Annotated in this window: 20 protein-coding genes and 2 pseudogenes; 7 read left to right on the forward strand and 15 right to left on the reverse strand. The window is 34.3% G+C overall.

Going from position 1 to position 26,266, the window contains the following annotated elements:
• Nucleotide 1: 1 nt before the first annotated feature.
• The 3 genes from G9F74_RS11345 to G9F74_RS11355 all read right to left on the reverse strand — a co-directional run bounded on the left by G9F74_RS11345 (nt 2) and on the right by G9F74_RS11355 (nt 2,513).
• Complete coding sequence (locus G9F74_RS11345; RefSeq protein WP_016108708.1) at nt 2-463, reverse strand: DUF2691 family protein; 462 nt, start codon at nt 461-463, stop codon at nt 2-4.
• Nucleotides 464-693: 230 nt separating this feature from the next.
• On the reverse strand, nt 694-1,128 hold the full coding sequence (locus tag G9F74_RS11350) for a ferritin-like domain-containing protein (RefSeq protein ID WP_016108709.1): 435 nt from the start codon (nt 1,126-1,128) through the stop codon (nt 694-696).
• Between the two features lie 203 nt (nt 1,129-1,331).
• On the reverse strand, nt 1,332-2,513 hold the full coding sequence (locus tag G9F74_RS11355; protein WP_016108710.1) for a YhgE/Pip domain-containing protein: 1,182 nt from the start codon (nt 2,511-2,513) through the stop codon (nt 1,332-1,334).
• Between the two features lie 172 nt (nt 2,514-2,685).
• Here G9F74_RS11355 and G9F74_RS11360 point away from each other — a divergent pair, with 172 nt between their 5' ends.
• Nucleotides 2,686-3,303, forward strand: a complete 618-nt coding sequence (locus tag G9F74_RS11360; protein WP_001205673.1) for a TetR/AcrR family transcriptional regulator — start codon at nt 2,686-2,688, stop codon at nt 3,301-3,303.
• 118 nt (nt 3,304-3,421) lie between these two features.
• On the opposite strand, the gene G9F74_RS11365 is transcribed toward G9F74_RS11360, so the two are convergent.
• The 4 genes and pseudogenes from G9F74_RS11365 to G9F74_RS11375 form a co-directional block, all read right to left on the reverse strand.
• Nucleotides 3,422-5,719 carry an immune inhibitor A domain-containing protein gene (locus tag G9F74_RS11365; RefSeq protein WP_016108711.1) on the reverse strand — a complete coding sequence of 766 codons (2,298 nt, stop codon included), beginning with the start codon at nt 5,717-5,719 and terminating at the stop codon, nt 3,422-3,424.
• Nucleotides 5,720-6,060: 341 nt separating this feature from the next.
• On the reverse strand, nt 6,061-8,664 hold the full coding sequence (gene ppsA / locus G9F74_RS11370; RefSeq protein WP_016108712.1) for a phosphoenolpyruvate synthase: 2,604 nt from the start codon (nt 8,662-8,664) through the stop codon (nt 6,061-6,063).
• Between the two features lie 432 nt (nt 8,665-9,096).
• A complete protein-coding gene (locus G9F74_RS30410) occupies nt 9,097-9,315 on the reverse strand; it encodes an LPXTG cell wall anchor domain-containing protein (protein WP_371399109.1) in 219 nt (72 codons plus the stop codon).
• A pseudogene (locus tag G9F74_RS11375) lies at nt 9,307-11,067 on the reverse strand (leucine-rich repeat domain-containing protein); the annotation flags it as partial. The gene G9F74_RS30410 and the pseudogene G9F74_RS11375, both read right to left, overlap by 9 nt.
• Nucleotides 11,068-11,566: 499 nt before the next feature.
• Between G9F74_RS11375 and G9F74_RS11380 the strand changes: the two are divergent.
• Entirely contained in the window at nt 11,567-12,424 is an 858-nt protein-coding gene (locus G9F74_RS11380; protein ID WP_000368296.1) for an MBL fold metallo-hydrolase, read from the forward strand.
• A gap of 623 nt (nt 12,425-13,047) precedes the next feature.
• Here the strand turns inward: G9F74_RS11380 and G9F74_RS11385 are convergent.
• Entirely contained in the window at nt 13,048-13,260 is a 213-nt protein-coding gene (locus G9F74_RS11385) for an alpha/beta-type small acid-soluble spore protein (protein WP_016108714.1), read from the reverse strand.
• A gap of 274 nt (nt 13,261-13,534) precedes the next feature.
• Between G9F74_RS11385 and G9F74_RS11390 the strand changes: the two genes are divergently transcribed.
• Complete coding sequence (locus G9F74_RS11390; RefSeq protein WP_016108715.1) at nt 13,535-14,017, forward strand: YndM family protein; 483 nt, start codon at nt 13,535-13,537, stop codon at nt 14,015-14,017.
• A 33-nt stretch (nt 14,018-14,050) separates the two neighbouring features.
• On the opposite strand, the gene G9F74_RS11395 is transcribed toward G9F74_RS11390, so the two are convergent.
• Nucleotides 14,051-14,566 carry a DUF3231 family protein gene (locus G9F74_RS11395; protein ID WP_000512128.1) on the reverse strand — a complete coding sequence of 172 codons (516 nt, stop codon included), beginning with the start codon at nt 14,564-14,566 and terminating at the stop codon, nt 14,051-14,053.
• A 292-nt stretch (nt 14,567-14,858) separates the two neighbouring features.
• Nucleotides 14,859-15,071 (reverse strand): small acid-soluble spore protein, SasP family, encoded by a 213-nt coding sequence (sasP, locus tag G9F74_RS11400; RefSeq protein ID WP_016108716.1) that lies wholly within the window; start codon nt 15,069-15,071, stop codon nt 14,859-14,861.
• A gap of 252 nt (nt 15,072-15,323) precedes the next feature.
• On the opposite strand from sasP, the gene G9F74_RS11405 reads away from it, so the two are divergent.
• The 3 genes from G9F74_RS11405 to G9F74_RS11415 all read left to right on the forward strand — a co-directional run bounded on the left by G9F74_RS11405 (nt 15,324) and on the right by G9F74_RS11415 (nt 19,415).
• Complete coding sequence (locus G9F74_RS11405; RefSeq protein WP_016108717.1) at nt 15,324-16,457, forward strand: zinc-dependent alcohol dehydrogenase; 1,134 nt, start codon at nt 15,324-15,326, stop codon at nt 16,455-16,457.
• 341 nt (nt 16,458-16,798) lie between these two features.
• On the forward strand, nt 16,799-17,653 hold the full coding sequence (locus G9F74_RS11410) for a manganese catalase family protein (RefSeq protein WP_016108718.1): 855 nt from the start codon (nt 16,799-16,801) through the stop codon (nt 17,651-17,653).
• 88 nt (nt 17,654-17,741) lie between these two features.
• Nucleotides 17,742-19,415 carry a ribonuclease J gene (locus tag G9F74_RS11415; protein WP_016108719.1) on the forward strand — a complete coding sequence of 558 codons (1,674 nt, stop codon included), beginning with the start codon at nt 17,742-17,744 and terminating at the stop codon, nt 19,413-19,415.
• A gap of 387 nt (nt 19,416-19,802) precedes the next feature.
• Here G9F74_RS11415 and G9F74_RS11420 read toward each other — a convergent pair whose 3' ends face one another.
• Nucleotides 19,803-20,144 (reverse strand): YolD-like family protein, encoded by a 342-nt coding sequence (locus G9F74_RS11420; protein ID WP_000786245.1) that lies wholly within the window; start codon nt 20,142-20,144, stop codon nt 19,803-19,805.
• Nucleotides 20,141-21,406: a Y-family DNA polymerase gene (locus G9F74_RS11425; protein WP_016108720.1), complete on the reverse strand. Its 1,266-nt coding sequence runs from the start codon at nt 21,404-21,406 to the stop codon at nt 20,141-20,143. The genes G9F74_RS11420 and G9F74_RS11425 overlap by 4 nt, the downstream gene beginning before the upstream one ends.
• A 713-nt stretch (nt 21,407-22,119) precedes the next feature.
• On the opposite strand from G9F74_RS11425, the gene G9F74_RS11430 reads away from it, so the two are divergent.
• A complete protein-coding gene (locus G9F74_RS11430) occupies nt 22,120-22,539 on the forward strand; it encodes a DUF1259 domain-containing protein (RefSeq protein WP_016108721.1) in 420 nt (139 codons plus the stop codon).
• A gap of 206 nt (nt 22,540-22,745) precedes the next feature.
• Here G9F74_RS11430 and G9F74_RS11435 read toward each other — a convergent pair.
• The 3 genes and pseudogenes from G9F74_RS11435 to G9F74_RS11445 all read right to left on the reverse strand — a co-directional run.
• Nucleotides 22,746-23,012: pseudogene (locus tag G9F74_RS11435) on the reverse strand (M15 family metallopeptidase); the annotation flags it as partial.
• A 186-nt stretch (nt 23,013-23,198) separates the two neighbouring features.
• Nucleotides 23,199-24,788 (reverse strand): bifunctional metallophosphatase/5'-nucleotidase, encoded by a 1,590-nt coding sequence (locus G9F74_RS11440; protein WP_000913766.1) that lies wholly within the window; start codon nt 24,786-24,788, stop codon nt 23,199-23,201.
• A 588-nt stretch (nt 24,789-25,376) separates the two neighbouring features.
• Nucleotides 25,377-26,213, reverse strand: a complete 837-nt coding sequence (locus G9F74_RS11445) for an alpha/beta fold hydrolase (protein ID WP_001074313.1) — start codon at nt 26,211-26,213, stop codon at nt 25,377-25,379.
• Nucleotides 26,214-26,266: the final 53 nt, after the last annotated feature.

Here is a 26,266-nt window from a genome sequence, read left to right on the forward strand (position 1 = left end):
ACTATACTGACAAACGCGTTCTACCGTCATTTTCGTCTGTAACGTATTCAACATAAAAACCTTGATTCAGTGCGTTTTCATACATCAATTCAATCACTTTTTGATCTTTAGCGTAAATGTGTATATAATCACCGTCCGCTACTAATACGACTACTTCATACTTGCTCTCTGTGAACTCTTCATATGTTTCAATCTCTTCTAATACTTCTCCTTTTGGATACGCTTTTAAATCTGCAAAAATGAGATAATATATGTTGTCTTTTATTAATTTTTTCAATTCTAATCCACTCATTACCTTGTTGTCTTCTGAAAATAATTCTGATCCTAATCCATCAGGTAATCTGAAATAAGATTCCTCATTTTCCACTCGCCAATCAAATAACGTAATATCGATCGGCTTTAACACTTTCCAAAGTAGATTATCATATTCATTTGGAATATCTACAATAATTCCTCTTTTCATTTATTTGCTCCTAGCTTATTTATTTTCGTTTTCATCTCATACATTATATACCAAATTCAACTACTATATTTTGTCGATACCTATGTAACTTGTATTTCACCGCGAAAAACCGTCCCACTACTTATGAAACGGTTTCTTTCTGCTTATATTTAGGTTTTTCATTCAATTGTTGCACTGCGCTTTAAAATAATTTCTAATATATTCATCACATCAGCCATCATTCTTTATATTTACTTCGTCTTCACAAAATAATATAAAAACCACACCGCATGGTTTTGTTCATCAGCAGCTATTCTGCGCAATAACTCTTTCAAATGTGCATCCGATGTTTCATCTGAAATTTCTAAGTAAAAATCTACTGTCTTCTGTTCATCTTGTATAGCGAATTCTAATCCTTGTAAGTACCTATTTGGACATTCTTCGGTAATCTGTGGTTTAGGCTGCCTGCCAGTTAAGTTCGTATAAATTTGGACAAAGTTTTGGAAATGCTTTATTTCATCATTACGAATTTCAAGAATCTGATTTCGTTCTACTTGATTTGGAGCCATGTTAGCTAACTTTGCGTAGCAGCTTATAGCGCTATATTCTCCGTTTATAGCTTTTTCAATATCACTTATCAACTTATCATTTTGCCTATACCAATCATGATAATTCGAATTATACATCGTATCCCCTCCATAATTTCGCATAACATTTTATGCACTTTGAAATAGTAGGAGCATGTATACAAAAAAATTACTGCAAACACGAATACTTCAATCACGTATAACATATTTTAAAACCCTATCTATCGCTGCTTAATTTCCTTAACGATTCCTAATGATTTCATCAAAAAACGCTTCACTACGAGTGAAACGTTTTTTATCTTTTAAGCATTCAATTCCATTTTATGTCCCTTTACTGCACTACGCTTCAATGCAGTTGCTAGTATAACAACCATACTTACCACACCAATCCAAACGAGCACAGTAACAGGTGTATTCCAGCTTAACCCTTTTCCGAAGAAGAAGATCTCCCTGAGTCCTTCGATCATAAATTTCATTGGTAACCAAGAATAAACCCAATCTTGATAAAATGGCGCCAACATTTCAGGCGCTAATGATAATAACGGTGCCCCGAAGAATAGTAAGAGTGCGAATAAACCGATACCTTTTAGCCCAACTAATGAAAGTACCGCCGATATCATTAAGAAGAAGCTAAAAGACGTGATGGATAAGAACAACGCTGTCTCCGTGAAATTCGAAATATTTAACCCTACCATCCCATCTGCAATCCACGTAAGGCCAAAACCAATTACAAGTGTCGCAACTGCTCCAGCTACTATTTGTTTTAATTTTAATCCAAAGTTTTCTTTTCTTGTACGTACCGGCATTTTACTAATCGCAATAAAGATAATTGCTGCGCTAGCTAAACTTGCAATCCATAACGGCTGGAATAATGACATTGGTGAGTTACCATTCGCACTGTTTTTTCCAACCTCATTCACATTTTTCACGTTCTTTACAATAGGTGTTACTAATTTTGAAGCTTGATCTGTTGTTAAAGTAGCTCCCCTTGCTTTCAATCCATCTAATATTTGTGTGCGAACATTGTTGCTCATATTATCCACTACACCATTTAACATTTGCCCTGCCATAGTTGATGCAGCCATATTCATTCCTTGATTAATTAATATTTCTACTTCTGGTGAAGATGGCTGCGGTGTTCGTAATGAAGCCTGTTTCACACTAAATTCTTTCGGAATGACGAATGCCGCATAATACTCTTGATTATTTAAACCTTTTTGAACTGCTTCCTTATTTTTCACTTCTACCCACTTCACCGCAGGTTCTTCATCTGATTTCGCTGTTTTTTTGATAGTATCAACAATTGTTTGCCCCATATTCATTTTCGGTTGATTTGGAACTTCTACACCTTGATCCTCATTTACAATTGCTATTGGCAAGTTTTTTGGCTTTGGTTGAACAGTTGGGAATAATGTTAATGAAAAAATAAAAACAACAAGTAGTGCAATAACTGGTGCTAACAATAAAAGTTTGTTTTTAAACATTTTCTTTTCTCCTCCTTTAATTTTCGTTACAATAAATGAACAACGTGTTGTTTATTTATATTTTGAATTATATGTTTGAGCTAAATCTTATTCAATAATCAAAAATCGTGAATGTGTCGGTTATAAGACACTTTTGCTAAATGTGTTGAGTAAAATTAAGGAGGGACATGCTTTGCGTGATAGTAATTTAGATTTACGTGTTATTCGTACGAAAACGGCCATACGAAATGCACTAGTGGAGCTTATTGAAGAAAAAGGTTTTGACGCCATTACAGTAAAAGATATTACAACGAAAGCGAACATAAATCGCGGTACATTTTATGCGCACTATCAAGATAAATTTGATTTAATGACGAAATGCCAAGAAGAAATTATGCATGAGTTTTCTAGCATTGCCAAACAAAAATTCCCTGAAGTGATTGCCGATCTTGGCTCAAACCCTTCCCCAACGACGCCATTTGTACTTATCGCTTCTATTCTTGAATTTCTAAATGAAAATAGTGATTTTATGAAAGCTGTGTTAAGTCCAAAAGGAGATTTATCTTTCCAAACAAAACTGAAAGACTTTATGTGGAAAACACTATTTGAAGATACGAATGGGGCTCTTATTGATAAAGAGAGTTTGCTTGTTCCAAGCGAATACCTAACTTCTTATATGGCATCTGCTCATATAGGTGTCATTCAGCAATGGTTAAATAATGGCCAAAAAGAAACACCTAAGGAAATTGCTCGTATTTTATCAACTATCGCAGTTCACGGCCCGTTTTATGCGGCTGGTTTAAAGAAGTAAGCCAACCTGCATAGAAATATATTTTAATCAATCTGGACATCAACTAATTGCTTAATGAAATTTATGTTTCTATGAAAAAAGCTGTTGAAAGGAATCCCCTTCAACAGCTTCTCCATTATTAACGATATAAACGAACTGCACCTGCAGAATTATCATCTGCTTGTCCAACTACTTCAAATTTCAATCCAAACTTCGGTAATTTACGTCCTGCATCTGGGATTAAATCATTTATATACAATTTAGAATCATCAAACTTCGTTACACCTGGTAATCCTTTGTAATCATATGTTCCGCGTGTTGGAGATACAACTTTCCATGCTGGCGTCTGATTAAAGGAGAATGCAGCATCTGCGATTTGGTATCGTGTACTACCTTGAACAGTTGGTTTGCCGTTTAGCGTTCCAACAATTGCCTCTGGGTGAGAGTCAACAACCCCTAAGAAACCTTCTCCTGGATGAATACCAACCCAATTATCTGTAAAGCTAGAGTCTGCATACCATACAACAAGACCTGTATTATACGGTACACCGCTGCTATATTTTAATGCTTGGTCAGCACCAGCGTAGTTTCTCCACTCTAAATAGTAGTTATGTTTCTTCTTATCAAAACCGTTTGCTACAACGAAACCATTTAATTTTAATTTCGATTCGCCTTCTGCATCATCAGAGAAGACAACATTTCCATCTACAGTTAATGTAGCGTTATCAAAAGTAAAACCGTTCGGTGCTAAGCCACCATCTGTAATGTATTCAAATACTAGTTTTACTTTTTGACCTTTAAATTTGCTTAAGTCATATGACCTATCTACCCATTTACCATCCGTTGTATCTAGACCATTTTTCACATTCTTTTCGCCAATTCGATCGACTAACGTTTTCTTATTATCCTCTGTCACTGCATATACTTCAAGGAAGTCATAATCTGTTTCAATTTCATACAATGACTTGTAATCAAACTTCGCCAGTGTTGCATTTGTTAAATCAAACACTGGTGTTTCTAATGTTGTATAAAGATTATCGCCTTTTGTACTATAGTAATATTTCTTACCGAATGCAGGCTGAATACCTTTCACTTCTTTATCTGGTAAGTTAACGCGAATTAGACCAGGACGAGCTGATTTCGTTACACTTTGGTCTAAGTACGTTGCAAAACCGATACCACGATTTAATTTATCATAGTCTACCTCTACAATATTTGCCCAGTTTCCACCCATGTTCTTTTGAAAGAACTCTTTGTTTTGCGGAGAGAAACTCGGTGGCGTTGTACCTGCAATTTTACCAGCCCAGCTGCCGCCACTCATAACAGACCAAGAGTTAATTGGCTCCCCTGCTCCTGAATACTTCGTATCATACTCATCCGGAAGGCCTAAATCATGACCAAATTCATGTGCGAATACACCAACTGCTCCGTCTTCTGGCTCAATTGTGTAATCGTACGCTGCCATTTTACCGCCCCAGTTATCAACTTTTGCTTTTGTTCCTTCAATTGGATATGGTGTTCCAAGGTGCCAACGATGCGACCAAATTGCATCATCACCTAGTCTACCACCGCCTCCATCTTGCCCAACTCCAGCGTGAATGACCATTAAGTGATCAATCAGACCATCTGGTTCATTTTTATTGCCATCACCATTATTGTCATATTGATCGTATTCGTCAAATTCAGATAAATCAATACCACTTTCTACAGCCGCATTACCAGGAACTGTCAACCATTTTGTTACTGTGCCATCTACTGTATAACTACCACCAGATTGCTCTTCATAATATTGTTTAAATGTTGGTACTTTTGAACCATCAAAGAGTGTAAATGGCTCATTACCAAATAACATTTTTTGATAATGTTCTGGATTAAAATCATTTGAATACATATAACCTGGTACTTGATCAATATTGTTATGCTTAAAGTCAGCAAACTCCACCAACAATACAAGCACTTTATCTTTACGGACATCACCATTATATTGTTTTTGCTTCGCTGAAGTAGTTGGTACTTTGCCGTTTAATCCCCCTTTAACCGGCTCTTGTCCAACTACCGGGCCACTAGCAGGTTGATCAGCTTTTTCTTTCGCATCTGCTTTTGCATCTTTCACTTTTTTCAAAAAGTCAAACGCTTCTCTCGAGACACTATCCCCTGCTGCTGGTTCTTTCCCAGCATTTTCGCCTTTTTTCTTCTCTACGTATTTTTCAACAGCTTTTAATGTGTCTTCTTTCGACGCAGAACTATTAATTACACCGCGTTTCTTGAGCGCATCTGCTAGACGGTCCTCTTGAATTAAATTTTCATCAACCGGACTTAAAGATCCTACATTAGACGGCGTTGCCGCATAAACAGATTGACTACCTACCCCAAATGTGCAACTAAGCACTGCTGCCGCCGCAAGCGTAGACAGCACTTTAAAAGGCTTTTTCTTCATCCCTATTCCTCCCCAATATTAAATACGTTATAACGCTTATATAATAATGAAAATTCAGACAATTTAAAATATATTGTCTGAATTTGTAATATTTTTGAAAATATTCTTTGTTTTAGATTGATGTACATTCTAATTCATCAATGTTCATGGTTGCTTCTTGCATGTGAATGAGTATCGTAGCATGTATGTCTCCTTCTACGACAGGGGTATTCAAAGAAATCCAATTCATATGCTCATTTTTATTTTAATTTTCAGTTTCAGATGGGTGATAGCAGCAAGCTTACAATCATAAAAAGATCGTCCGCTATATTTAGTGGACGATCTTTTTATTTAAAATATAACTACACTATCTCAATATATCCTTCTGTTCCATGTACCCGAATTCGTTGCCCGTCTTTTATTCGTTTCGTAGCATTCTCTACCCCGACGACTGCTGGTAATCCATATTCACGCGCAATCACTGCCCCGTGTGTCATGAGTCCGCCAACTTCCGTAACTAACCCTTTTATAGACACAAACAATGGCGTCCAGCCAGGATCAGTAAATGCCGTAACTAATATATCTCCATCTTCTAAACTTGCATCTTCCATGTTTAAAATAACACGAGCTCTCCCTTCTACCACTCCAGAAGAAACAGGCAAACCTACTATTGCTTCGGTAGGGAGATTTTCTCGTTTATATTTACCTATAATAATTTCACCATCAGAAGTAATAACACGCGGAGGTGTTAGTTTTTCATATAATTTGTACTCATTTTTTCGTTTATGAATAACTTTGTAATCTAGTTTATTCGTGCGGACGACTTCGTGAAGTTCTTCAAAAGTAAGATAGTATATATCTTCTATTTCAGTAATAACGTTATTTCGCACGAGTTGCTCGGCTTCTTTTAGTAATGCCTGCTTATATATGAAATAGCGATTAATCATTCCGTATTTTGGGTATTCACGATAGCCAGCGAAATTCCGAATTATACTGATCATTCGCTTCGTCTCTTCTACTTTTTGTTTGCCATCTGCTAAATACTGCAATTTGTCTAATAACTCTTCTTCTCTTTTTAAAGCCTCCTGCAGCCCTTCTTCAAACTTCCGCTTACTAGCACCAGCTTCAAAATCTCTTATATTATTTAAAATCATCGGGATAATTGTAGTTGGTTTTTCACTCCAGCGCGTTTTCGTAATATCGATTTCGCCGCTGCATCTCATTCCGTATTTATTTAGAAACGCCCCGATTGCATCTCGAACTTTTTCCCCGTCTTTAAACTGAACTAGTTCATCTAAAAAGCTGTCATCTTCTATATGCTGTAAATACGCAATGACTTCTGGATACGGACGAATCACATCTGCGACATCCAATAATGCTAAACCCATTTCTGAAGTAATATTATTTTGTACAGATTGAGAAAGTGTGTCTGCTGCATTTTTTTCTCCTAGCCATTGCTCCATCTTTTCATTGATCCATGATAAAGCATTCATACCTGCCATAATGACAGCCATACTTTGCGGGTGAAATAATATTTTCTTTAATTGCTGAATATCTTCTAAAATAAAATCAAGTACATCTGATCCTGATTTCGTTTGAATACTTTGTTTTAACTCTTCTATCGATGCTTGACTGTTCTTGATTAAATCCGTAACGATTGCTGGGTCGTTTTCGATTTGTGGTTGCGAGCTTGCAGGTGGCATACTTTTACCAAGACTTTTTTCTTCTTCATCCGGTAACAATTTAATAAAATTATCTCGCTCTATTACAGTCATTAATGCATCTTTAATAAGCGGCTCTGATTCTCCTATTGTATTTAATAAAAATTCTCTACTAGCAGGTGAGGCCAATCTTTGTGCAACATCAACAAACAGCCTTCCCCCAGCTTGAAACCTCGGTCCAAAGGATGTTAACTGGAATAAAGACATTCCTAATGGCTTCAAAGGATCCGTCATCATTTGCTGGTGACCAACCGATACATACACATGATTTTCCTGATCATTCGCTTCTGGAATTGGATACAAAGTCGTTATCGGCCTACTTTGAACAATATAAAATGTATCATCAACTAAACACCATTCAATATCTTGCGGACAACCAAAATAAGCTTCAATCTGTCTTCCGATGCGTGCTAGTTGTAAAATTTGTTGTTCAATAAGTGTTTGAACTTTTTGTTGATTAGGAGCAATTTTCTTTGTCTCTGTTCCGCCTTCTTTTCGTCCATAGATGGCTAATTTTTTCGTTGCGATGACCTTTTCGACGATTTCGTCTTCTTTTACCTTATAATTATCGGCAGAAACCAATCCAGATACTAGCGCCTCGCCAAGTCCAAAGCTGGCATCGATTGATAACACCTTCCTATTAGAAGTAATCGGATCCGCAGTAAATAAAATCCCTGAAGCCACAGGGAAAACCATTTTTTGAACGACAACACATATAGAAACTTGATTATGATCAAAGCCGTTTTGCATTCGGTATATAACCGCTCGATCTGTAAATAAAGAAGCCCAACACTTTCTTACATGCTGCAAAACCGCTTCTTTTCCGATGATATTTAAATACGTATCTTGCTGACCAGCAAACGAGGCATACGGTAAATCTTCAGCAGTAGCACTAGAACGCACTGCATATGCATGTTCATTTCCAAAACGCGAGAGATAATGAGCTACTGATTCCACTACATCAACTGGAATTTCCACTGTCATAATGGCTTCTCTAATTTTCTTACTAATTTCACTAATTTGATCTCGGTCCTCAATTTTTAGTATGGCTAGTTGATTCAACAAAGTATGAAACACTTCAATTTGTTCAATGGCTTTTTCATACCCTACTGTTGTAACACAAAATCCTTCTGGCACTTGTATACCTTGAATGTTTGATAACTCCCCTAAATTCAATCCTTTTCCACCAACGAGAAAAAGCTGTGTTTTTTCTATTTCCTGAAAATCGAGAACGAAAGAACTCATTTAACATCTCTCCTTACTAGTCATGTGTTCTTGATTTTAGCAGTAGTCAATAAGAATAAACAGTCTATTTCGAACGTTAATTACATGATATAATTAAGTTAGGAAGAGATATAGAAAATAAAAATGGATTCACCTAAGCTGACTTACTATTATTTATTTAAGAAGCTTCTTATTAAAATATAAAGTTACTAAAAGAAAAAAGACAATCCAGACAGATTGATAATGTAAAAATATCTATTGAAATAAAAATAAGAACAGCCTTCTTCGTTGAATGGCTGTTCTTATTTTTGTTACCATTATTAAAAATTCAGGATAGCACATCTAATTTTGCTCAAAGAAAGAATCCTATATTTAGGATAATCCCTTCAAATAACTGTATCGCACAGATTACTTCGATTTTTCAATTCATTAGTTAGCAAAAAGGTTTTTATTTTAGTTAACTCTCTTTAACCTTCTATATAAATAAGCTCCTATCAACATTAATCCCCCACCAAAAACGGATAACCAATTCGTATCATGTCCTGTAGCAGGTAATATCTGTTCCTTCTTAACAATTTGTTTATTCAATGCGTTATTTTTAGTAATTTGCGAATTCACTCGATCTATTCCTTCACCTTTTGGATCTGTCACTTCTCCTTTTGGTTCTGTCACTTCTCCTTTTGGTTCTGTCACTTCTCCTTTTGGTTCTGTCACTTCTCCTGATACTTTATCCACAACCTTTTGTATTACTGTACCAGTGTAAAAGATGCCTGTATCAGCAAATGGATCTTTTACTCCAAACTCATATGCTTTCTCACCTAACGTATTCCATGTAATTACACCATTATTGTAAGTGCCGCCATCACTTTTTAAACGGATTTTTGTAGAGATTTCACCGTCTTTTTCATAAATAGGTACTTTCACTTCTTTATGTACTTCTACGTCCTCTAAAAAGACTTTTTGATTTTGAATATTAATGTATGCTTGCTTACTTAATTCGATAACAGGTCTAACGTCACGAATTTCATTCGCTACAAGGCTTAAAAACGTTAGTTTTTTCAACTGACTAATTGGTGATAAATCAGAAATATAATTTGCCTCTAAATCAAGTTTTTGCAAGTTTACTAAATTTGATAATGGAGTAATATCCTTTAACTCATTATTAGGTACATCTAATACTTTAAGATGAGTCATTTTAGTAAGTGGTGTCACGTCTTCAATTTGATTTTTCCCAATCCATAATTCATCTAATTGATTCAATTGGTCAATGCCCGATACATCTTTAACCTTATTACGCGTTAATACTAAATCTTTTAAAGGTAATGCATATAACGGTGTAATATCTTCAACTTGATTACCCGCTAAAGTTAAGTATGTTACATTTTTTAACGAGCTTAATGGAGCAACGTTCGTAATTTTATTATTTGCTAAATTCAAGTAATCTAATTGTCCCATTTTTTCTAATGCTGTTACATCTTCAATTTGATTGCCTGCTACATATAAACTTTTCACATTCTTCATTTCAGTTAGTGGTGCAACGTTCGTAATTTTATTATTACTTAAATCAAGAGATTCTAAATTATCCATTTTAATAAGCGGTGTTACATCTACAATTTCATTACCGCGCAAAGCTAAATGGTTCAATTGTTTTAAGTTCGCAAAGAACGACGGATCTGTTATCTTTGCATTAGCAACTGTTAAGGACTTTAAATTAGGCATATATTTCAATCCACTATAGTCGAGAATCTCATTCGTATTTAAAAATAAGTTTTTTACTTGTAATAACTCTTCTTTCGTAATTGGTGTATGTAAATCTTTTCTATTAAATACTTTTTTATTAACAAGTTCCCTTAATTTTTTGTCCGTTATCATATTTTGACTATCAATTTGATGATCTGTTTCCTTATCACCTGCATTAGAATTATCATCTGGTTTCTCAGTTTCTTTGTTATTTGCTGTCGGATCTGAAATTTCAAATTGAACTTGATATTTATGATCATATCCAATAGCAGGAATGAGAATATGCATTTGCATATTATATCTCTTTGAAAATTCTCCTATTTCAAACTGAATCACTTTCGTCCCATTTTTCCGCTTATCTTCTGACAATACTTTCACATCGTGAAATACACCTGGTTGATTTTTATCTTCTATTCTAAGATATTGGAAATAATCGCTATCTTGTACTGTTGCAGTAACAACTTTTTTCCCATTTTCAATCTTAACTTTGGGATCTTTTATGTATTGAGACACCATGGATGGCTCATCTTTTTGATCTTTATATATTTTGATTTCAACATTATATACACGATCTGTTACCATAACTCCTGCTTTATTTTCTGCTATTTTTTCCGCTGCTTGCACTGGGCTAGAATAAACAGCAAAAGGAATCGCTAATGTTGTAGCTACTACTAACGCTCTCATATTATTTTTTTTCAAAGCAATATCTCCCTTTATACAAATAAATTATCCCTCAAATAAATGATAATGATTTTCATTATCATTGTCAATGAGATCTTTTCTTTTTATTTCTTGAAGCCCACACTCTTAATCATATAACATACATTACTTTGTTCTAAAGCATTCGATGAGTTATTTCATTCCAGCCTTAATTTTTTCATAATTAGCCTCGGCGCATGCCAAAATTTTTCCTTCCGTTATAAAAATGCCGTTATTTTTTATTTTAGTGGAATTGATTATGGCTTTCCTCAAAAAATAGTAGCAACTGCGACTTTAAAATCAATACACTTTTAGTTTTACTTTATATAAGGTGATATATATTTGTTAAAGTCTCTCCTCTTATTCTAAAACCAAAATAATTGACTTTTGTAACACTAAATCCCTTTTACCAAATCCCCACAAATGGATTTTCAAAATTAGGGAACTATAATGTGGTATTAAAATAACTTTAGGGGGATAACAAGTGGATAATGAAATGAATTATGGAAGTGATTACAAGTTTATTCCGGCAACTTCAATTGGAAGTGGTCATGGCATCGAGGTATTACCTGATTTATTTTGTTACACTACTCAAATCGTCAACATCTGCTTATTCGGAAGTCCGCAAGCAAATGATTTTGTTTTAGTAGATGCTGGAATGCCTAAATCTGCAGATGAAATTATCTCTGTCGCTGAAGATCGCTTTGGTGCAAATAGCCGCCCAAAAGCAATTATTTTAACTCATGGACATTTTGATCATGTTGGAGGAATAATTGAACTCGTCAAACATTGGGATGTTCCAGTCTATGCTCATCAAATGGAGATACCGTTCCTGACTGGGCAACAAAGCTACCCTGAACCAGATCCTACAGTTGAAGGTGGTATGATAGCGAAAATATCCCCTCTGTTCCCTAACGAACCAATCGATTTAGGGAATAACGTAAAAACGCTACCTGCTGATGGAACTGTTCCACATATGCCAGGGTTTAAATGGATTCATACACCAGGTCATACCCCTGGGCATATTTCGTTATTCCGCGAAAAAGACCGAATTTTAATTGCTGGCGATGCTTTTGTTACAGTGAAACAGGAATATCTATATAAGGTAATTACTCAGGAACAGGAAATAAGCGGTCCACCTCGTTATTTAACAACAGACTGGACAGCTGCTAAAGAATCCGTCATTAAATTAGAAGAATTAAAGCCTCTGGTCGCTGTTACTGGACATGGGCTACCGATGTCAGGTGAAGTGCTATCAACAAACCTCAAAACACTCGTTCAAGAATTTGATAAAATTGCTGTACCTGATTACGGAAAATATGTGGACCGAAAGATGTATTAAACAAAGAAATATTTTGTATACTTTTCACATTCAAGAACTAAAATGTAATAAAAAATCAAAATCTTGTTCTTTGAAAAATTGCAACCTGTATATAGATGTTGACTCATCCTACCTTTGTGAATAAAACTCGATACTCTACAAATAATATCCGTAGTATAATCTGCTTCTTACCCAGGTTGTACTTCTTACCAGTAAAGAGCGGTCATTATAAATAACTGCTCTTTTTTAATTTTTTTACATAAAATTAGTTTCTTTATTCATACTATATTTAACCCATGAAATGGTTATACTCCTTAAATTCATGGATGTAACTTTCTCATTGCAGTTAGCTTTTGCTAACTGCTTTTTATTTATAATTCTTAAAACTTATACAACACTATATATCTTTAACCATGTACTAAAATTCATTTTTTTAAATGAGCTTCTAGTTTCATAAAAGATTTAATCCTCTTCAGTTAAATATTTAAGGCATCATAGCTAAAAGTAGTACCTATATAAATAAGATTTCAGATTTTCAAATTCTAATATTTTATAGTTGTAAATATTAAATATAAATTGAAAAAGAAATGTATGAAAAAGGAGAGGCCATATGCCTCTCCTCTATATCCATTCAACATATAAAATTAACGAGTAACTCCACCGCCAAGTTGTTGCTCAGCTAATGATACTAGACGTTTTGTAATTTCACCACCGACAGATCCGTTTGCACGAGCTGTTGCATCTGCACCAAGTTGTACACCAAATTCTTGAGCAATCTCATATTTCATTTGATCAAGAGCTTGTTCAGCGCCACGTACTAATAATTGATTGTTGCTTCCACTCTTATTGTTTGACATGTTAATTCACCTCCTTCTTTCTTTAATATGTTAAATTACATGCCAAAATATATATCTAATTAACTGGTAATTATGACCACGTATTTGAAGGTATAATTCATGCACTTTTATCCAAAAATAGTAGTGTGTAGGAGACCGAAATGCAACATACGTGCCATGGGATATCATAAATATGCCTCCATCACAAAATGAAACGGGTTACGCTATATAAAAGCATAACCCGTTTTCAATGAAATATTTTATTCTATATACCTTTAAACAATGGAGGAAAATGATGAAACATATTGTTGCTTTATTAATTAAATATACAGCTATAACTGCAGTATTATTAATCATACTCGGTATTTTTCAAGATATTTCAATTCCGAGAATATTACTGATTTCTCTTCTTCTTACAGGAGCTGCCTATTTAATTGGAGATCTCTTTATTTTACCTAAATACGGAAATATGATTGCCACCATTGCAGATTTTGGCTTAACCTTCTTTGGAATTTGGTTGCTAACATCGTTGTTTACTGATTTAGATTCCACTCGTAACATTGGATTTTCTTCATTTATAGCCGCTTTAATTATTGGCGGAATAGAAGTTTTTTTCCACATTTATATGCAGAAGTTAGTACTGCATAAAGACAATGAATTAAGAGAACATAATCCTATTCACCATGATAAATATGCTATGGAGATGTCAGATGAATATATAAATTCTTCCACAATAAATAAATCCAAACTTGAGGATAAATCTGGTAAACAAAAATAAAAAGTGGCGTTGGCCACTTTTTATTTTTGTTTATTAAGCTTGATCAGAATTTCTTACATGTAATGGCGGTGGAACTACCCAGCCTTTTTTCTTACTTAAACGTAGCAACGTTACACCTGCCTGCGCTTTTTTCATATGGAATTGTCCGAATAGCATGCCTACATCTTCTCGAAGACATTTTCCCATTACTTGACTACATGTCACAAGGCCAGCTGCTAACCCTGTAGAAACAGCAGCTGCAATTTCAACATCATTAATACGTGCTCCCGGAGGAATGTCTTCAATAGATGCAACTGGTCGTTCTGGAGGAGCAGGCGGTAAAGCGACCCCATTAACTTTTAAAAGCGCCTTTAATTCTTCTATTTCCGAATTCATATCATTTTCAATTAGGCTTTCTAAAAACTTCTTCAAGTCTTCATCACCTGTATGATTCATAAATACTTGATGACTTGCAATGGCACCTTGTGCAGCAAGAAGATAGCTCCAAATGTCAAATACCTCTCCGTAATGTAAAGGCTCATTTTGAGGATTTCCACTTAATATACCCATTTTTAAATTCCTCCCTTTCGAAAATATCATAATGAATATTGATTTCAATATTGAAATCAAATTTTTAAGTATGCTTTTTCCTGCAAAAGATTTTCTACTATGCATGGAAAACACCTTTCCAACACTGCGTGTTTATTGTTTAGGAAAGTAGTTTACAAATAAAATACCCAAAGATTATGAAAAAAATTATCGATAATCTTTGAGTGAGAATCCACTTACTATAAGGGTTTATTTTTTATAAATATACAAAAGAAATTGATTTAAAGATTTGCTATATTTTTCACTAATTCACTTAGCGGTTAGCTCTACCACCAAGTTGTTGTTCAGCCATTGCTACTAAACGTTTTGTAATTTCACCACCAACAGATCCATTTGAACGAGCTGTTGCATCTGCACCAAGTTGTACACCAAACTCTTGTGCAATTTCATATTTCATTTGATCAAGAGCTTGTTCAGCTCCTCGAACTAATAATTCATTACGACTTCCACTATTACTGTTTGCCATATTTTCACCTCCGATGTTTTTAATATGCTACGAACTATGAAATAATAGTTATCCTTTTTATGGAAAGTAGATTATGTATAAATGTTGATTTTCTTCTTAAAATAGGACAAAAGACTTAAGAAAGAAAAGCTGCTATAACGTACTTTCATAACAACACTAGGTATAGACCGCCGTTTAATAAAGATTTCTGTTTTGCCAAAGGATAAATATACAGTATGTTTTGAGAAATGATTCAAAAGGAGATATGAAATTATGAAAGCTGTGACCTATCAAGGACCAAACCAAGTACAGGTTAAACAAGTTGATGATGCAAAATTAGAAAAAAAAGATGATATTATTGTAAAAATTACTTCAACCGCTATTTGTGGTTCTGATTTACATTTATATCAAGGTAACATGCCTTTACCTCCAGGATACATTATCGGCCATGAACCAATGGGAATCGTTGAAGAGGTCGGGCCAGATGTCACTAAAGTGAAAAAAGGCGATCGTGTTGTGATTCCCTTTAACGTTGCTTGTGGACATTGTTTCTATTGCCAACATGAAATGGAGAGCCAATGTGACAACTCCAATCCTCATTATGATTCTGGTGGATACTTTGGTTATACAGAAAAATTTGGTAACCATCCTGGTGGACAAGCTGAATATTTAAAAGTTCCTTTTGGAAATTTCACTCCATTTGTTATACCAGAATCCTGCGAACTTGAAGATGAATCCCTACTGTTTTTATCAGATGTTTTACCAACAGCCTATTGGAGTGTAATAAATGCAGGTGTCAAGCGAGGTGATACTGTTATCGTCCTCGGTTGTGGACCTGTTGGATTAATGACACAAAAATTTGCTTGGATGCAAGGCGCTAAGCGCGTAATCGCGGTCAATTACTTAGATTACCGAATAAATTATGCAAAAAAGATTAACAATGTTGAGGTGTTTGAGTTTACAAAATTTCCTGATATGGGAGAACATTTAAAGGAAATTACACATGGTGGTGCCGATGTAGTCATTGATTGCGTAGGAATGGATGGAAAAAAATCATCTTTAGAGTTTTTGGAACAAAAATTAAAATTACAAGGTGGAACCCTCGGCCCTATTCAAATCGCTACGAAAGCAGTAAGAAAATATGGAACGGTTCAAATGACAGGCGTTTATGGTGGCAACTATAATGCATTTCCACTCGGTGCATTTTGGGTTAGAAATATTAATCTTAAAATGGGACAAGCACCTGTCATTCATTTTATGCCAGAACTATTTGAAAAAATAACACATAATGAATTTGATCCAAAAGAGATTATTACACACAAAATTCCCCTTGAAGAAGCGAGCTACGGTTATCAAATTTTTAATAATCGTGAAGATGATTGTATAAAAGTCATTCTGAAGCCTTGAGGCTATATCCTTTTTAATTCATTATTATTAATGATAAAGATAAGATTCCATGTCTTATCTTTTTTAATTTTTCAAATATACATTTCAGTTTGACTTAACAAATCCACGTTCTCAGGGCTAGCCTAATAATTATCTTCTCTTTTATTAAATTCTAGTAGTTAACTTTGATTACAACATACTTTCCTTTCTAACTTTCTCCTTCCTCTCACACCTAAAATGATTATTTTAAATCTACGCATTTTGAGATAGCCCCCATATGGAAAAAAAATGAATTACAGTATTGAATAACCATATCGCGGACATCATAACAATGTTAACTATCATAAAAAGAGGTGTACTTCATGTTTTATTATAAAGAAGAACTTATTAATATTATTAAGCCGGATAAACCAGATCCAGCTGCTGCAAAAGTTCTACAAGAAATATTAGGTGGGCATTATGGTGAAATGCGTACAATGATGCAATATTTCTTCCAAAGCTCAAATTTCAGAGGTAAAGAGAAGCAATATCGTGATTTACTTCGAGGTGTTTTTTTAGAAGAAATAAGCCATGTAGAACTTGTACAAAATACAATTAATCAACTATTAAATGGAGCTGGTGAACCTACATCAGGGAATGCTGGTATTGACAAAGCACCTCTTGATGAGGCAGTTAAGCATGCAAACCCACATCACTTTATTGTAGGTGCTCAAAGTTCATTGCCAGTGGATGCGGCTGGAAACCCATGGAATGGATCTTGGGTATACAGTCATGGAAATTTAATTAGTGATTTACTAGATAATGTAGTACTTGAATCAACAGGTGTACTTCAAAAGACTAGAATTTATGAAATGAGTTCAAATCAAACTTTTAGAGAGACACTTGCATTTTTAATTGTACGTGATAATGCACATCAAAACGCCTTTGCAAAAGCATTAGAGACATTGGGTGTTGAGTGGGGGAAACTTTTCCCTGTGCCGAACTATGATATTAATAAGTACCCAGAGTGCAGAAAGTATGTAGATATGGGATTTCATAATGCACAATTTAATTTTAGATTAGATCCAACAAGAATGGGAGAAATTTTCCAAGGTGAATCACCAAGTAGAAACAAAGGAACATTAACAGTAACTGACCCACCAAAAGGTTTTCCTGTACCAGAACTTCCTGAAATGCCAAATGAGCATAGTCCCGGATTAAAAGATATGGATCTTTAAGATAATTATGACCAATTATTTATCAATGGTTGGTCATAACCCTTTACATAGCTTCAAGTAAACTTGTTTTAAAAAGGAGGATATTCATTTGAGTACAATAAATGAAAAACTATCTATTTTTGCTTTAGGTGGTGTTAATGAAATTGGTAAGAATATGTATGTCATACAATATTCAAATGACATTGTAATCATTGATTGTGGTTCTAAATTTCCTGATGAGAGTTTATTAGGAATAGATTTAATAATTCCTGACATTACATATTTGCAAGAAAATAAAGATAAAATTCGAGGCTTAATTGTTACACACGGACACGAAGATCACATTGGAGGTATTCCGTATTTTTTAAAGCAATTGAATGTGCCAATTTACGCAACAAAATTAACTTTAGGCTTAATCGGTATTAAATTAAAAGAACATAAACTTCAAGATTCGACACAATTAACTATTATTGACTCTGAGTCTTTAATTGAGTTTGGACAAATAAATTTATCCTTTTTCAAAACAAATCATAGTATTCCCGATTGCCTTGGGATTGCTTTTCATACACCAGAGGGTACAGTAGTCCATACAGGTGATTTTAAATTTGATTTAACTCCTGTAAACAATCAATATCCAGACATCCACAAAATGGCTAATATCGGAAGTAACGGTGTTTTAGCTCTCCTCTCAGAAAGTACAAATGCCGAACGTTCTGGATTTACTCCATCAGAGCGATTAGTAGGTGGAAAAATTGAAGAAGCATTTATCAAGGCTCATAGAAAAGTTATTATATCTACCTTTGCTTCTAATGTGAATCGTGTACAGCAAATAGTAGATGCCGCTTTGAAAACAAATAGAAAGCTTGCCCTCCTTGGAAGAAGCATGGTAAATGTAGTCTCTGTTGCCTTAGAACAAGGCTATTTGAATATACCTGAAGGAATGTTAATTGAAGCAAATGAAATTAACCAGCTAGAGCCCGAGAAAGTCGCTATACTTTGCACTGGTAGTCAAGGTGAACCTATGGCCGCTCTGGCCCGGTTGGCTAGTGGAAATTATCGACAAGTTGATATTTTACCGGGTGACACAGTCATTTTGTCTGCATCCCCTATACCAGGAAATGAACGTAATGTTTCACGTATTATAGATAACCTATTCCTATTAGGAGCAAATGTTATTTATGGATCTGGAAGTTCAACGGGAATGCATGTTTCTGGACATGCATATCAAGAGGAATTAAAATTGATGCTTACTTTAATGAAACCTAAATATTTCATTCCAATACACGGTGAATTTAGAATGCTACATCATCACCGTCAATTGGCCGAATCCGTTGGTGTCAAGAAAGATAATATTTATGTTATCGACAATGGAGATGTTGTTGATATTAAAAATCAAACCGCCATGCAAACTAGGCGTATACCTGCCGGTAATATATATGTAGATGGATTAGGTATTGGAGATGTTGGGAACGCCTTATTGCGCGATCGTAAACAACTTTCTGAAGATGGCATGCTTGTAATAGTTATCACCTTAAGTAAAACGGAAGAAAAAATAATTTCTGGCCCAGACACAATTTCTCGTGGGTTTGTATATGTTCGCGATTCAGAAGATTTCTTAAAGAAAATTAATCAATTAGTTGTGGAAACTATCAACAAATTACAAAAAGCACATATTTACCAATGGAATGTTCTAAAAAGAGAAATAAGAGAAACACTTGGCCATTTTATATACTCACATACAAAAAGAAAGCCAATGATCCTTCCTATCATAATTGAAGTTTAAATTACTTATTTTCTTTAGTTATTAAGTATTGCCTTGATTATGTCTACTATTATTTAAAACGGCTTTTTCTAAATGAATATAGTACTACCTAACAGCTCGTATTCGTAATTTCAAGAAACCCTTTAACTTCTGGTAGTACTAATTCTATCGTTTAGAGAGTTCATCATTTTTCCACATTATCGTATCATCCTTAACGGTAATAAAGTGAAACTTTAATCAGTGGGGTTTTGTTCATCCCCCACTGATTATTAGCCTTCACCAATCGGGCGTTTACGGGATAAAAGCAGTAGGAAGTTAAGGATAAGATATTTTAGTATAAGTGTAGTACTGTAACTGACCTTTCTATGCAGTAGGCTAAAAAATAATCCTACTGCATAGAAACATACTTTAATTAATCTCAATTACATCAACAAACTTAAAAGTACGCTTAGTACTAAAAGCATCAGTACACACAATCACCTCTCTTAATGGATTAATATCAACTACTGTTATGTAATTTTTATATAAGTAGCCACCTTTATAATATGTAAGTAAAATCTCTTCCTCACCTAAATAGGAACATAACAACTTATTTTCAAGCACTTCTTTTGCATCCTCTGTTAAGATCGGACGCGTGACTTTCGTTTTCGCATGTATCATTTCTTTAATAACTGCGAATTGCTCTGGCATACTAGCGAACGGTTGCCACTTTACCATCCCTCTTCCTTTTGGCATATTAGCATTCTTCACGATTTATGTCCTCCTAATAATGTGTTTCTATATCTTGCTGTTGCGACGCTTGTGTAGGAAATCCCACGTAAAATACTGTTCTTACCAAACCGTGTTCGAATTTCATCCATAACTTTCGTTAATCGGATTTCTTTTTCCCTTTGTACAATGTTATCGAAAAGCGAAATTTGCTCTTCACCTTCATTAATAAGGTTTGTTAATGAGACACTTAACGATCTAATCGGTTCTCCTGTATAGCGCTCATATAAAAAATATGTACAAACATTGTACATATCCATCGTTACATTTGTTGCCCGATTTAACGTATGTGCCTTTTTTATTCCCCCTCCATATTCCTTGCTATACCCAATTGAAAAATGAATTGTTTGTGCATATTTCTTTTCTCTTCTCAACCTATAACAAACTTCTTCTATATGCTCTAATAAAATAACTACGAACTCTCCTATCGAATAATCCCGTAATAATATTTGGCTTTTCGCTATAGATGTTGTCGCTGGAACGTATTTCTCTGCTATTCTGCTAAAATCAATCCCGTTACTATGTAAATGTAATTCTTCCCCTATTACACCGAAAGATTGCTTTAAATATTTCAAAGGATACTGAGCTAATTCTCCAATTGTATGTATACCTTTTCGATTCAATTTCATTTCAGTTTTGTACGATATACCCCAAAATTTACTGAGTGGTCTAATACTCCATAACTTCTCGGGTATATCGTCATACGTCCAGTGCGCTATTCCATCTTTACTCTTTTTCGCTTCAATATCCATCGCTACTTTACTCAATAATAAATTAGGCCCTATACCAATCGTACTTTCAATCCGTGTACGTTCATATATTTCTCGCTTGAGCTTTAATGCGAATTCGCGCGGATTACTCGCAAACAAATGAATACTTGCAGTCATATCCATGAAAAACTCATCGATACTATATTGATGAAAATCTTCCGGCGCAACATACTGCAAAGCCAAACTAGTTATGAAAGTTGAACATTTCATATACGTATGCATAATCGGATTTACAATAATAATATCTGGCCGCTTCGGTATTTCGTACAACCTTGCCATTTTCTTAATCCCTAACGCTTTTAATGGCGGTGTTGCTGCTAATACGATTGATCCACTCCGATTTACATCTCCTACGACAGCCAATTTTGTATAACGTGGATCCAGTCCTTTTTTAATACATGACACACTTGCATAGAAGCTACGAAGGTCTACACAAAGAATAATACGATTCGGTAAAAGAGAATAATCATACAAGGTTATCACCCCCTAACAAGGAACATTTGTTCTTATTATATACGAACTAACGTTCTTTTAAAAGGTATTTCTATGAAAATTTTGGTTAAAATAACCGTAATTTAATAATTTGTTTAAGAAAAACATAAGGAATTCCCTTCTATATTCATAAGAGGTTTTTTCTATACTTAAAAATATAAATAGATACAAGGAGAAACAACTGAATTCTTCGTGAATAAGCAAGGTATTTTAGAACCCATTCTTTTGTATTCAAAAAAGTCTTGTTTTTAAATAGATATGTTCATAGTAGCAATATACTTATATAAGAAAGACTTATTTCGAAAAAAATACTATTTAGCAGTACTTTTTATAGAAAATAAAATATTATTGGTTATTTTCTCACCGTTGTTTTTCTAGTTTTATCATTCAAATTTAGACACATATTTATCTAACCTACATAGACTAAAAGCGTATAATTACATACTTTATAGATTTTTTACTACAATATCTCGAACGGACTATCATGAATCATAAATTTAATAACTCGAATATACTAATCATTTTCGATTGAATTCTAAATATTTAAATAATATAACGTGCATTTCTTTTAAAATAAACATTAAATAAATTAAAATTACAGCCTGTTTTTTGAATATTGAAGAAAGATTGTTTATCTGTATTTCATCAATCAAATCTCTAATTACATAATTTTGTACGAGAAAGGGATTGAATTTATGCAAAATTTTAATTTCATTTGTGAACAATTTGCTACAATACTTAAAGGGAAAAGTAAAATAAGTCAAGGTGGTTGTTCGGTGTCTTTTCACCGCAATTTTAGGGTGCTTGTTCAAGGAAAACCGAGTACCTATGTAGTACCCGTCGGAGTAAGTTTTGAATCGTTGGATCAAAATGGTAATGCATTAAATTTAGGCGAAATCGCTATTCTACAAGAAGAGACTCCTGCATTTATGAAATCAGTTGTACAACAAGGAATTATTGTAAGTGCTTTACATAATCACTGGCTTTACATGAATCCCTTAATTATGTATATTCATATCCAATCTGTAGAGCCTCCATTACATTTTGCACAAAAGTTAGCCAATTCTTTTTTGTCCTTAAGTAGCTATCCTATCGCTAATAATGAGGAGCAATAATTGGTGTTTAGGATATATTTATACATTACACTTTTCATATGTGTGAACATAATAAAATCATTTCACTTTTTACTCAAAAGAAAACAACTGCCTATCAAATTTTTAGATAGGCAATTGTTCAATCTATTAAAATAAAGTACCCTACTATTTTATAAAATACTATTCTCCAAACAAAAAATACAGATTTCCAATTCACTTTAGCCTTCTTATCTCATATATTCCCCTAAAGTTAGTTTTTCCTTGTATATTTTTTCAGCATCATCCCCTACATAGCGAATGTGCCAAGGTTCATACGCATAACCAGTTACATTCTCTTTTTCCTTTGGATAGCGAATAATAAATCCTGCACGATGCGCATTTTCTTTCAGCCATTTCCCCTTCCTTCGTCTTAGCAAATGATAACTCTAGTTCATTATTTATACTTTTAACATCCATCGTTAAGCCGTTTGATGTTCGCTATGTCCCGTTTTTTCAAAAAAAGACTCCCTGTACGTCCAGGATATCGACTTTTGTTTATTTCAATTTTTTTCGGCACTCTGCATCTAGACGGTATACCCATTGGCCACAGTTAGACTATTTCAAATCAAAAAAATAGATTACCTGCACACTAAAAAGTATAGCGCACAGGTAATCTAGTTGTTTTTGAGATTAATAAAAAACTAATTTATTTTTTGAATTCTTCCATCAATAATAGACTGAATTGGTTCTTTTGATTTTTTTATATAATCTACTAGTGCTTCAAAATCGGTTGGTCCTGTTTCAGCATCTTTACCGTTTTTAAAGGATACAAATCCATCTCCACCTGAAGCTAGAAATGCGTTCGCAACGACGCTGTAAGTTTTAGAAGGAATGATTTCTTCTCCATTTGTTAAGCGAATACTTGTTACTTTTTCTCCATTAGGCTTATTCGCATCCCAAGTGTATTGGATCCCTGAAATTTGAAGCATTCTTGTTATGTCTTTTTGCCATTGTTGATTTAAAATATCACGAATGTCTTGACCTGTTAAATTTACCTTTATTAATTGATTTCCGAATGGTTGAATACCATATATCTCTCCCCATGTAATATCACCAGCATCTAAGTCATTACGAATACCACCAGGATTCATAAGTGCAATTTGGGATTGCATTGTTGTACGCTGGGCATCAGCAACTAAATTTCCAAGAGTAGATTCACCAGCCGTATTTAGTTTGCGATCTAGTGGAGCAATAGACTTACCTACAACTTCATTAACAAGAGGTGCGATTTTTGCTTGATATTTCTCCATCTTCTTCTTGATTTTTTTATCAGGCTCTATGCCTTCATGATAAGTTGTAACAATTTCTGCTTTTTTCTCAACAATATCTTGTGTCTTACGATCAATCTTTACATCAACATCAGCAAAAGCCATACCATAAGAATTTGCTTGTACGACAAGTTTATTATTGACAGTTCCATTTACATAGGTGTGGCTATGCCCACCAAAAATAACATCGACTTCTGGATCAGTCTCATTTGCTAATCGAACGATATCACCATTTGTTACGCCGTTTCCATCTGTTGTACCTCCGTTATGCGCAAGAACAACGATAGATTTAACGCCAAGTTTTTTTAATTGCTTTACGGATTTGTTAATAGCTTCAACTTCATCTGTAATTTCTACATTCTTTAGCATAGTAGGCATAACAAGGTTAGGAACATCCGTTGTTACGACTCCGATAAATCCAACAGGAACTCCTTGCACCTTTTTTATAGTGAATGGTGGTAAAAATAAACGACCGGTGGATTTATTATAAAAATTTGCAGCAACATATGGGAATTTTGCTCCTTTAAAATCCCCTGTTTTCTCATGGTATCCACCATAAATAAGACGGTGCATTTCTTCAACACCTTCATCAAATTCATGATTTCCTATAGTTCCAACATCGAATTTCAAATCATTTAGAAATTCAATCGTAGGTTCGTCTTGTAATAATGCTGAAACAGGAGTACTTGCTCCAACAACATCGCCAGCATGTACCTTTAATGTATTCGGATTTTGTTTTTCACGATCACGTAAATAAGCCCCTAAGTACTCGATTCCCCCTGCATCTTTATTGTTAATTTTTTTTACAGTGTCTAGTTGCCCATGAAAATCGTTAATACCGAGCATTTGCACATCTATGTAGCGGTTTTGTTCTGTACTTGCTTGGGCTGAAGGGGCAGCAAATACACTAGTAAAAGTAACTGTACTTAATGCTAAAGCAACTGGAATGATTTTTTTCAACATAAAATTTCTCTCCCCTAATTAAAATCTGACATAATACGATGTTATTTTAATATATTAAGAGGATTATTTCTATAAAATTCTACTAATTATAAAAAATAATAAGATTTTATTGTTTTCTGATAAAATACTCCTTCCTCAAAAATGTGAAGGTGTAAAACGACAATTTTAAGTGGGAGATGAATATTTGTAGGCTTAAGCCTACACTTTTTGATTAAGATATAGGGGCCCCCACTCAACTTAAGAGACTTCACTACCCAAAACAATAAAATGTACGTTTCTTTGTTTTGAGGATTATTCAAAATATTATCTTGATAGTAATATATCAATGCATTTAAGAGACCTAAAAAACTCTAATCAATACATTTTAGCTGTTAAGAAGATTATTCAATTCGAAATTAATGAGTATTTTTCATGCTAACGTCTCAATATCAAAATTTAAAAATAAGTAGAAATTTCGTAATGGATGATTACAGTGGTGCACTACTCCCGCATTTAAAAAGATGCTCCTGGATTTATCCAAGAGCATCTTTTATAAAACTTTATTTTAACTTGTTTATAATTTATCAATTAACAATTATATAGTTGTAATCAGTCCTTTAAAAATGATAGGAGTGCTTCATTAAATTCTTTGGCATGCGTTGCATTTAGCCCATGTGGACCACCCTTTATTAACGTTACTTTAGAATTAGGAATTGCTTCATGTGTTAATTTCCCACTATATTCAAATGGTACAGTTGCATCTGAATCACCATGAATAATAAGGGTAGGTATATTAACCTTAGCTAAATCGCCTCTGAAGTCTGTTTTGCTGAAAGCAGCGATACAATCTAGTGTTCCTTTAGGCGATGCACCCGCAGCGATATCCCTATTGTAAATTCGAAATGGTTCACTAACTAAGTCAGTTCGATCTCCAGCAGCAAAAAATCCTTTCGTAAACTCATCAAGGAATGCTAGGCGATCACTTTTTACTCCATTTTCAAAACCTTGAATTGCTACATCATCTAATACACCCTCAGGATGGTCTGCTGACTTGTAAAGGAATGGTGGTACAGCTCCTGCAAATACAGCCTTCTCTACTCTATTAGTTCCATATTTCCCAATATACCGGGCTACCTCGCCTCCACCCATAGAAAAACCAACAAGTGTGACATTTTGAAGCTCTAACTGTTCTAATAGTTGATGTAAATCAGAAGTAAAGGTATCATATTCATACCCTTCCCACGGCTGAGATGATTTTCCAAAACCTCGACGATCATATGTTATAACTCTGTATCCAGCCTCAACAAGAGCGGGAACTTGATATTCCCAAGATCGACCGCTTAACGGCCAACCATGAATTAGTACAACTGGTTTTCCTGTGCCATGATCCTCATAATATATCTCAATTGGTGCTTGGTTTTCGGTTCCTACAGTAATTTTAGCCATGCTTCTACCTCCAAAAAATATTCTAATATGTATCCTTTTCTTCAATAATCCGG

It is taken from the genome of Bacillus sp. EKM202B (assembly GCF_011066025.1).
Classification (GTDB): Bacteria; Bacillota; Bacilli; order Bacillales; family Bacillaceae_G; genus Bacillus_A; species Bacillus_A toyonensis.